The following is a 6,723-nucleotide window of genomic DNA, read 5'->3' on the forward strand; positions in this document are numbered from 1 at the left end:
CACTTGGAACTTGAGGCGGCCGAGCCGCTCGTGGCGGCGGCCTGAGGAGCTTTTATACGAACAATAGGCAACTCGCCAAGCAACATCAGCCGCCGCCGACACGCCCGACAGCCGAGCACCTCAAGCGCTTTGTCGCGCCCCCGCTCGGGGGCGCGACTTTCCTGATAAAATGCGGCTCCGCTCGGGCGATCCGCCCCCTGCTGAGCGCCAACAGCCATAAACCGCACCTCACAGACAGTCAGCCATGAACCCGCAAGCCTCCTCGCCCAGCCCAGCAACCACGCGCCCTGAGCCCAATCGCCGCTTCAGCGTTGCGCCGATGATGGATTGGACTGATCGCCACTACCGCTACTTTGCGCGACTGATCAGCCGTCATGCGTTGCTGTACACAGAGATGGTGACCACCGGTGCTGTGCTGCATGGCGACCGTGAACGGTTCCTCGGTTACCACAGCGCAGAGCAACCGGTGGCGCTGCAGCTGGGCGGCAGCAGCCCGCAGGAGCTGGCGCAGTGCGCGGCGCTGGCCGAGGCGGCCGGGTATGCGGAGGTGAACCTGAATGTCGGCTGTCCGAGCGATCGAGTGCAGAACAATATGATTGGCGCCTGCCTGATGGCCCACCCCGAACTGGTGGGCGACTGCGTGAAGGCTATGCAGGATGCCTGCAGCACGCCGATCACCGTCAAGCACCGCATTGGCATCAATGGCCGCGACAGCTACCAGCAGCTATGCGACTTTGTCGGCACCGTGCACGCCGCCGGTTGCACCAGCTTCACTGTGCATGCGCGCATCGCCATCCTTGAGGGCTTATCTCCGAAGGAAAACCGGGAGATTCCGCCGCTCAGGTACGAGGTAGTGCAGCAACTCAAGCGCGACTTCCCGCAGCTGGAAATCATCCTCAACGGTGGCCTCACCAGCCTGGACGTCATGCAGGCTCAACTGGACCACGTGGATGGCGTGATGGTGGGGCGCGAGGCGTATCACAACCCCTGGCTGCTCGCTGCGGTGGATCAGGCGTTCTTCAACGACGACCACCCACAGCCAACACGGCTGGAGGTACTGGCGCAGATGCGGCCCTACATTGAGCAGCATCTGGCCGCCGGCGGACAGATGCACCACATCACCCGGCACATGCTGGGGCTGTTCCAGGGCTTGCCGGGTGCTCGGCACTTCCGTCGGGAACTGAGTACCACCATTCATCGCACCGAGCAGCCATTGGCGCTGTTCGATCAGTTGTTTGAGCAGATGCAGGCCAGGCTAGAAAGAGCATAAGACCTGTTGGCGATTGCGACTGTCAGAGCGCATAGGGTAAGGTCAGGCAAAGCCCTATGGAACCTGCCTAGCATCATGACCTCGAAACTCGACAGCCTGAAACAGCACACCCAGATCGTCGCCGACACCGGCGACATCGACGCTATCGCCCAACTGCAACCGACCGACGCCACCACCAACCCCTCCCTGCTGCTCAAGGCAGCCTCGCTGCCCCGCTGCGAACCGCTGCTGCAACAGGCCATCGCCGACGCCAAGGACAGCAGCGATCCGGTAGCCAACGCCTGCGACCGTTTTGCCGTGGCCATCGGACGGGAGATTCTGCAGCTGATTCCAGGCCGAATTTCCACCGAGGTAGATGCCCGCCTCTCCTTTGATACCGCTGCCACGCTGCGCAAGGCCGTCGAGTTGATCGAGCTATATGAGCGTGCAGGCGTTACCCGTGACCGCGTACTGATCAAGATCGCTGCCACCTGGGAGGGCATACAGGCCGCTGCGGCGCTGGAACGTGAAGGCATTCAGTGCAACCTGACCCTGCTGTTCTCCTTCGCCCAGGCCCAAGCCTGTGCCGACGCCGGAGTCTATCTGATCTCGCCGTTTGTCGGCCGCATCTATGATTGGTACAAGCATCACGAAGGACGCGACTACGCAGGCCTGGACGACCCGGGCGTGCAGTCAGTGGCGCGCATCTTCCGCTACTACAAGCAGCACCTGTACAGCACCGTCGTCATGGGGGCCAGCTTCCGCAATACCGGACAAATCGAGGCTCTGACCGGCTGTGATCGTCTGACCATCAGTCCGCAACTGCTGGAAAGCCTGCGCGAGCAACAGGGCACCCTGCAGCTATCACCCGCCCTGACTCAGGGTGAGGTCGACGAACGTCAATTGCTGGACGAGAAGGCGTTCCGCTGGGCACATAATGAAGATGCCATGGCAACGGAAAAACTGGCGGAGGGGATTCGGGCCTTTGCAGCAGATCAACTCAAGCTGGAGCGCCTGATAATGGCGTCAGGCGTCTGATTCCAGCGCGCTGACCAGATCGCGAAAGGCTTCACGGTTGCTGTCGTTGAGATTCATCAGGATACGGTGTGCTTCGAGCACCTTACGCTTGACCTTCTCTTCGGACAGCATCTGCGCGGGCAGATCCTGCAACTCTTCGCAGCTGGGCGTGCTTTCCGGCACGATATTGAAGACCTGATCAAAGCCCATGCTTTGCAGCAGACGGTTCATATCATCGTGGTTGGACACCAGCGTCGGCAGAAAGCCGACTTTTTGCCGCGACAGGATGGACAGCTTGGCCAACAGGCCAAGGGATGTACTGTCAATGCACTCGGTTTCAGTCAGATCAATGACGATCGACTCGAAGCTGAGCACGCTGAAGATTTTTTCGATATAAGAATCCAGCGCCGCACAGAGCGTGAGGCGTACGTCACCAATGAACTTGAGCACGAAGGTGCCCTGCTCTTCGGCAAACTGGATCTTGCCAGTGGTCATCATTCTGCGTTCCTGCTCAACACCAACACGGAAATGTCATCAGGCATGGTTTTATTGGGGTCCAGCCCCAGGGCCGCCATAATACCCTGCATCGTCCCGCCATGCGCGGCAATTAATGCTGGCAAACGGGCTTCCTTATCCTTCAGCGTAGAGCCTTCCAGGCAATCCAGCACACCATCGGAACACAGCGTCAGGCTAAAACGCTCCGGGAGCTCGATGGTTTCATTCTGATACTCGGCATCTTCAAACAGGCCGACCGGGCGCCCCTTGCCGGTGAGATAACGCGCCTGACCTTCAGTATAGATAACCGGCAGGGGTAAATGCCCGCCAATACTGTAAGTAAGCGTACGCGCCTGCTCATCAATCACACCACCGAGCATGGTGACGTGCTTGCCAAGCTTGCAGTTGATCAGGCTGCGATTGATGTGACCAAGCACATCCGAGGGCTTGAACTCGATTCGACCGCTCGCTCGCCCTTCGGTTTTGCGCTGTTCGTACATCAACCGCGTGGTCATGAACTTGAGCAGCACGGTAACGAAGGCCGACGACGAACCGTGTCCGGAGACATCGGCAAGGTAGAACCCCAGCTGAGAATCCGAAATACGGAAATAATCGACAAAGTCGCCGGACAGATACAGCGACGGAATCAGTCGATGCTCCAGCTTGTATTCGCCACTGACCCAAGGCGTCTGCGGCAGCATGTTGAGCTGCACCTGGTGACCTGCGGCCTGATCATCGCGCAGCTCTTTAAGATGCACCTCAAGCTCACGATTGGCACGCTCCAGGCGCTCCCGGATTCGCTGGTTTTCCAACCGCAGCCGTGCGCGATCCAGCGCTCGACGCACGGCGTGCGACAACACTTCCGGGTCGTGCATGGGGTTGAGCAGGAAATCACTGGCGCCCAGGCGCAGGGCTTCCACCGCGTCAGCCATGGCGCCATCGGCGCACATGACGATAACCGGCACTTCCAGCCCGGTCTCGGTGATCTGACGGACCACCTCGAAGCCCTGACCATTGCCAAGATGCAAGTCGCAGAGCACCAGCTCCGGGCGTGCATCATGAAACAGCGCAACGCCGTCCCCGGCGGTTGCGGCTTGCAACACGTCGCAACCAAGCTCTTCCAAGTAGGCGGTCAGACGCTGGCGAACCTGATCGTCATCGTCAATCACCAGCAATGTTGTGCCTGAAGGCTGCATAGAGTCCCTACGTCAACGTCTCGGTGCGCGTTTCCACGGAGACCACAGGGTGGCTGAATCGGGCCGGCAGTACCCCGGCGTTTTCAAGGGGGAAACACTACTCCCATCCGTTCTATCTAGCAACCGTTGCCCGGCCGCATTCAGGTGCTTGTCTGCACGCCCCGGCGGCACTAGGATGAACAGCGAAATGCAACAACAAAATGTACCTGTTTGCAGCGGGAGCCGCCGATGTCATTTCATGACCAGCAGTACAGTGAAAAACGCGATTTCATGCGCATGACCATGGACACCAGCGCCCGCCTGAGCACCGGCGACCTGGAACTGGATGTTATCTGCCGGGACCTGTCCAATCAGGGCTCTCTGGTCCTCAGCCAACAGGCGGTGGAGGAAGGCAAGACCGTCACCCTGTCCATTTCTTCCCCCACACCCGGGCTGCAGGGATTGCAGGCAACGGGTGAGGTGGTCCGCTGTGAGCCTGAGGGCGATGGACAATTCAGCATCGGGCTGAAGTTCGACAGCCTGAACTGATTCAGCGCCCAGATAGCAAAACGCCCGACCTCAAACAGGTCGGGCGCAGGCACCGCACAAGGCGAACCTAGAACTCGTCAGGGACGTTGCCGTCGCGCACCTTGTACTCGCGATTCTGCAGGTAGGCGTTGCGAACAAAGGTATAACGATCACCGGTAATCAGACGCTCCCGATCCAGCAGCCCGGCACGCGCATCAATCATCTCGGTGGCAAACATCTGGTTACGCACACGAATGTCGTTCATATAACCGGTGTAGCTGTAATTGAAGAAGTTTTCCGGCAGCTTGGAAGCCGTATCGCGCAGAGTATTGGGGCCGATAAAAGGCAATATCAGGTAAGGACCGCTTTCCACACCCCAGTAACCCAGAGTCTGCCCCAGATCCTCGTCGTTACGCTCCAGCCCCATACGCGTGGCGACATCTACGGCACCCAGTCCGCCCAGCAAGGTGTTGAACAGAAAGCGCGACATGTCCACACCAGCCTCATTGAACTTGCCCTGCAGGGTATTGTTGACGAAGTTCATCGGCTCTTGCAGGTTGTGGAAAACGTTACCGATACCGTCACGCATGAACTCGGGCGTCACCGCCTTGTATCCTTTGGCAACCGGCTTCACTGCATAACGATCAAGGGTGTCGTTGAAGCGAAAGGTCACGCGGTTAAAGCGCTCCCACGGATCAGGATTAACGTAGTCGGACTGGTAATCATCGTAGTCATCTGCGGCAAAAACAGGTGTAATGCAGGTCAACGACAGTGCCGATAGCAGTGCAACCACGACTCCTGTCTTCAGCGAGTTCATCAGCGGCCTCTCCAGTTCTGGCTTGGTTTCGTCAGTCAGGCAATACCGACGCAGGCCCGCAGTGTAATGCAAACCCCGATTTGATTTCAGTGAAAAATTGCCCATGACCGATACCAAAGGCCCTTTGATCTACACCACCGAACTGCCCATTCGCTATGGCGACATGGACAGCAATCAGCACGTCAACAATACCCGCTACTACCAGTACCTCGAAGAGGCGCGTATCGAATGGCTGGACGGCCTGGGGGCGCACCGCCGTCAGGTTGGCCAGGGCCTGGTTCTGCTCACCTGTACCCACCATTTTCTCAAGCCGTTATTCCACCCGGGCAAGGTCGTTGTGGAGCTCTATGCCGGCGTGGTTGGCCGCACCAGCCTGACGCTGGAACACAAGATGTACGGCAACGGCTCACCGGACCTGGTCGGCTATGGCGATGTGAAGATGGTCTGGATCGATGTCGCCAGCCAGCGGCCGATTCCGGTGCCGGACAGCGTACGTCTCGCCATGGGTGCCGAACCACTGGCTGCCCACTGAGATGCAATAGCGGCAAAGGATACCCGGCAACATCCCGAAGTCATAAAACTGCAAAACAATTGCAAGATGATGTGCGGTCATCACCGTTTCCGACAAGGACCCCGGACCATGACCGCACCCCGGATCGAGGCCGTACTCTTCGATCTCGCCGGCACCCTGACTGCCGCCGACCCGACTCCCGACGCACTGCCACTGCTGCCGCAGGCATTGCCTTGCCTGCAGCAGCTGGCGCAACGTCCATTGGCTGCCGGGCTGCTGCCAGACCAGGAAACACGGGATAGCCAGCCGCTGCGCCCCCTGCTTAAGAGTGTGCTGACCGACAGCCCCTCATTGCGTCCGTTTCCGGCCCCTGATCGCGTCGCCACGCTGGCCGTCCAGATGCAGGCTGACTGCTTGCGTCATTGCGTACTGGTATGCAGCAGCGCCGATGCCGTGCGCGCCGGCCTCAATGCAGGCCTTTGGACCGTTGGCACGGCGCTGAGCGGCGCACTGACCGAGCAACAAATGCAGCAGTGGGAAGAGCAGGACAGCGACACCCACGACCGCCTGCGACTGCAGGCCACCATGACACTGATGAACGCGGGGGCCCATTACGTGATCGACAGCGTGAACGAGCTGGGCAGCTGCCTAGACGACATCGAAGTACGCCTGAGCAAAGCCGAGTTGCCGTAAATTCGGCGGACGCGTTGTCTATCTAGGGGTATAGTGAAGCAAACCCGTAGGACAGGAGAGACTACATGCCCACAGAGCGTCTGAAATCACAGCTGGAGTCGCTGCAGGCCACCCTTAATGAAAGCGATTCACAGCTGACCGTTGAAGAACGAGAAGCCCTGCAGGCGCTGGCAACCAGCTTGGAAGCCCGACTGCTGAAAGAGCGCGGCGACGCTGACGTCGAAGAAGATCCAACCCT

8 protein-coding genes are annotated in these 6,723 nt (G+C 59.3%); 5 read left to right on the forward strand and 3 right to left on the reverse strand.

Annotated features, from left to right (window positions below; all coding sequences use genetic code 11):
- Positions 1 to 244 precede the first annotated feature (244 nt).
- Together dusA and tal are read left to right on the forward strand one after the other, a co-directional pair.
- A complete protein-coding gene (gene dusA / locus CNQ84_RS19645) occupies positions 245 to 1,270 on the forward strand; it encodes a tRNA dihydrouridine(20/20a) synthase DusA (protein ID WP_096006456.1) in 1,026 nt (341 codons plus the stop codon).
- Between the two features lie 75 nt (positions 1,271 to 1,345).
- Positions 1,346 to 2,287, forward strand: a complete 942-nt coding sequence (gene tal, locus CNQ84_RS19650; RefSeq protein ID WP_096006457.1) for a transaldolase — start codon at positions 1,346 to 1,348, stop codon at positions 2,285 to 2,287.
- Here the strand turns inward: tal and rssC are convergent.
- Together rssC and CNQ84_RS19660 are read right to left on the reverse strand one after the other, a co-directional pair.
- Positions 2,276 to 2,761 carry an anti-sigma factor antagonist RssC gene (gene rssC / locus CNQ84_RS19655; RefSeq protein WP_096006462.1) on the reverse strand — a complete coding sequence of 162 codons (486 nt, stop codon included), beginning with the start codon at positions 2,759 to 2,761 and terminating at the stop codon, positions 2,276 to 2,278. The genes tal and rssC overlap by 12 nt on opposite strands.
- A complete protein-coding gene (locus CNQ84_RS19660; protein ID WP_096006458.1) occupies positions 2,761 to 3,957 on the reverse strand; it encodes a PP2C family protein-serine/threonine phosphatase in 1,197 nt (398 codons plus the stop codon). Before CNQ84_RS19660 ends, rssC begins: the two co-directional genes overlap by 1 nt.
- Before the next feature lie 228 nt (positions 3,958 to 4,185).
- Here CNQ84_RS19660 and CNQ84_RS19665 point away from each other — a divergent pair, with 228 nt between their 5' ends.
- Positions 4,186 to 4,485, forward strand: coding sequence for a PilZ domain-containing protein (locus tag CNQ84_RS19665; RefSeq protein ID WP_096006459.1), 300 nt, complete (start codon positions 4,186 to 4,188; stop codon positions 4,483 to 4,485).
- A 67-nt stretch (positions 4,486 to 4,552) separates the two neighbouring features.
- Here CNQ84_RS19665 and CNQ84_RS19670 read toward each other — a convergent pair whose 3' ends face one another.
- Positions 4,553 to 5,281 carry an MlaA family lipoprotein gene (locus CNQ84_RS19670; protein ID WP_096006460.1) on the reverse strand — a complete coding sequence of 243 codons (729 nt, stop codon included), beginning with the start codon at positions 5,279 to 5,281 and terminating at the stop codon, positions 4,553 to 4,555.
- A 103-nt stretch (positions 5,282 to 5,384) separates the two neighbouring features.
- On the opposite strand from CNQ84_RS19670, the gene CNQ84_RS19675 reads away from it, so the two are divergent.
- Complete coding sequence (locus CNQ84_RS19675; RefSeq protein WP_235827226.1) at positions 5,385 to 5,813, forward strand: acyl-CoA thioesterase; 429 nt, start codon at positions 5,385 to 5,387, stop codon at positions 5,811 to 5,813.
- Between the two features lie 108 nt (positions 5,814 to 5,921).
- Positions 5,922 to 6,485 carry a hypothetical protein gene (locus CNQ84_RS19680; protein ID WP_096006461.1) on the forward strand — a complete coding sequence of 188 codons (564 nt, stop codon included), beginning with the start codon at positions 5,922 to 5,924 and terminating at the stop codon, positions 6,483 to 6,485.
- Positions 6,486 to 6,723 lie beyond the last annotated feature (238 nt).

The organism is Pseudomonas abyssi (assembly GCF_002307495.1).
In the GTDB taxonomy this organism is placed as follows: Bacteria; Pseudomonadota; Gammaproteobacteria; order Pseudomonadales; family Pseudomonadaceae; genus Halopseudomonas; species Halopseudomonas abyssi.